Consider the following 2,072-nt stretch of genomic DNA (forward strand, 5'->3'; position numbering starts at 1 on the left):
GTATGGCTCCGGCTCCAGTTTCACCACCTATCTCGGCTGGGTGCTGCCGTGGCGCGAACCGCTGACCCTGGTGGGCTCGCGGGAAGACGTTGAGAACGCCATCCGCGACCTCTCCCGGATCGGCATCGAATCCCCCGACGCCGCGCTCGGTTCCGAGCCGCACGCCCTCGCCCCGCAGGCCGGCCTCGCCTCCTACCCGCGCGTGGGCTGGGACGGCATGCTCGCCGGCCGGGCGCCTGAGGACACTGTCCTGGACGTGCGCCGGGCCGACGAATTCGCTGCCGCCCGCGTGGTGGGCGCGGTCAACGTGCCGCTGCACGAACTGTTGCTGCGCCTCGGCGACATTCCCGCCGGGAAACTTTGGGTGCACTGCGGCTCCGGGTACCGTGCCGGGGTCGCCGCCAGCCTCCTGCAACGGGCAGGCCGGGACGTGGTCCACATCGACGCCAGGTTTGCCCATGCCGCGTCCGTGGGGATCGCGCTGGACACCACCGCGGCCTGAGCGCCGGCAGTGACGCCGGGCAGTGACGCCGGCAGGGCGGAAGCGGGTGGGGGCGCAACACACGGCACCGGAGCGCATTCTCTGGCAGAGTATGGTCATGCTCACAGTTATTGGCGAGGGGCTGGTTGATGTTGTCCAGCGGTCCTCCGGCGTCCAGGCCCATGTTGGCGGCAGCCCCCTCAACGTGGCGGTGGGGCTGGCGCGGCTGGACCATCCGGTCCAGTTCATCGGCCGCTACGGCCGCGATGCGTATGGCGAGGCCCTGGCCGCGCACCTGAAGTCGAGCTCCGTGCTGCTTCCGCTGGGACCCGACGAGCTGCCCACCAGTGTGGCCTCCGCCCTGATCGACGACGCCGGCGCCGCCACGTACACCTTCGACCTCGCCTGGGAGCTTCCCGGCGTCGCGGCGCGCCTGCCGTTCCTGCTTCAGGGAACCACGCTGCTGCACACCGGTTCGATCGCCACCATGCTGGCGCCGGGCGCCGCCGACGTGTTTGCCGCCGTCGAGCGCGCCCACCCGTCCGCCACCATCAGCTTCGACCCCAATTGCCGTCCCAGCATCATCCCGGACGTGGACTACGCCCGCGGGCAGGCCGAAAAGTTTGTGCGCCTCGCCGACGTTGTGAAGGCCTCCGACGAGGACCTCGAATGGCTCTACCCGGGCGTGGACCCGCTGGACTCGGCCCGCCGCTGGCAGGCGTTGGGCGGTTCCGAAGGGCCGGCAATGGTGGTGGTGACCCGCGGCAGCAAGGGCCCCTGGGGCATCAACGCCGCCGGTGAGGCGCAGTTCCCGGCCCCTGAGATCAACGTCGCGGACACAGTCGGCGCCGGGGATTCCTTCATGGCCGCGCTCCTGTCCGGCGTTGTGGATCTGGGCCTGGACGGGGCACAAAACCGCAAGGGCCTGCGCGAACTCTCCGCCGAAAGCCTCCGCGATGTCCTCGCCCATGCCTCCCGGGCAGCGGCGGTCACCGTGTCCCGCGCCGGCGCGAACCCGCCTACGCGCGCGGAACTGGCACGGATGGAAATGGGGGCCCAGCCCCTGCAGTGAGTGAAAGGCAGCCATGACACGGCACGATGTTCCGGTGTTCCCCGTCCGCAGTGAATCCTACGCGGAGGGCCAGACGCTCCCGGCCGCCCAGCGCAGCGGCAAAATGCGCGCCGGCGGCCGGGACGAATCCCCGCAGCTGAGCTGGAGCGGCGCCCCGGCCGGCACCAAGGGCTACGCGGTGACGATGTTCGACCCCGACGCCCCGGGGCGCGGCGGCTTCTGGCACTGGGCCGTGCTGGACGTCCCCGCCGACGTCACCTCGTTGCCGGCAGGAGCGGCCGCCGAGGGCGGCAGGCTCCTTCCCGCGGGCGCCATCCAGTTGAAGAACGACGCCGGATTCCATGGCTACCTGGGCGCCGCACCGCCTCCCGGACACGGGCCGCACCGGTACGTCATCACCGTCCACGCGCTCGACATCGCACCGTCCGGACTCAACGAGCACACCGCCCCGGGCAGCCTGGAGGCGAAGCTGTCGCAGCACACCCTGGGCCGGGGCACGCTGACCGGCATCTTCCAAAG

Annotated in this window: 3 protein-coding genes; all 3 read left to right on the forward strand. The window is 71.3% G+C overall.

What is annotated here, in order from left to right:
- Window positions 1-502 (forward strand): rhodanese-like domain-containing protein (locus tag LQV45_RS27905; RefSeq protein ID WP_230010140.1); only part of this gene is annotated, 502 nt, incomplete at its 5' end.
- Between the two features lie 97 nt (window positions 503-599).
- Window positions 600-1,553 (forward strand): carbohydrate kinase, encoded by a 954-nt coding sequence (locus LQV45_RS27910; RefSeq protein WP_230010142.1) that lies wholly within the window; start codon window positions 600-602, stop codon window positions 1,551-1,553.
- A 13-nt stretch (window positions 1,554-1,566) separates the two neighbouring features.
- Window positions 1,567-2,072: YbhB/YbcL family Raf kinase inhibitor-like protein (locus LQV45_RS27915; protein ID WP_230010144.1), on the forward strand; the 506-nt coding region annotated here is incomplete at its 3' end.

The organism is Microbacterium sp. Bi128 (assembly GCF_918698205.1).

Bases quoted from the DNA above. Each gene is read 5' to 3' on its own strand.
- LQV45_RS27910 (WP_230010142.1), top strand. From the start codon at position 600: ATGCTCACAGTTATTGGCGAGGGGCTGGTTGATGTTGTCCAGCGGTCC.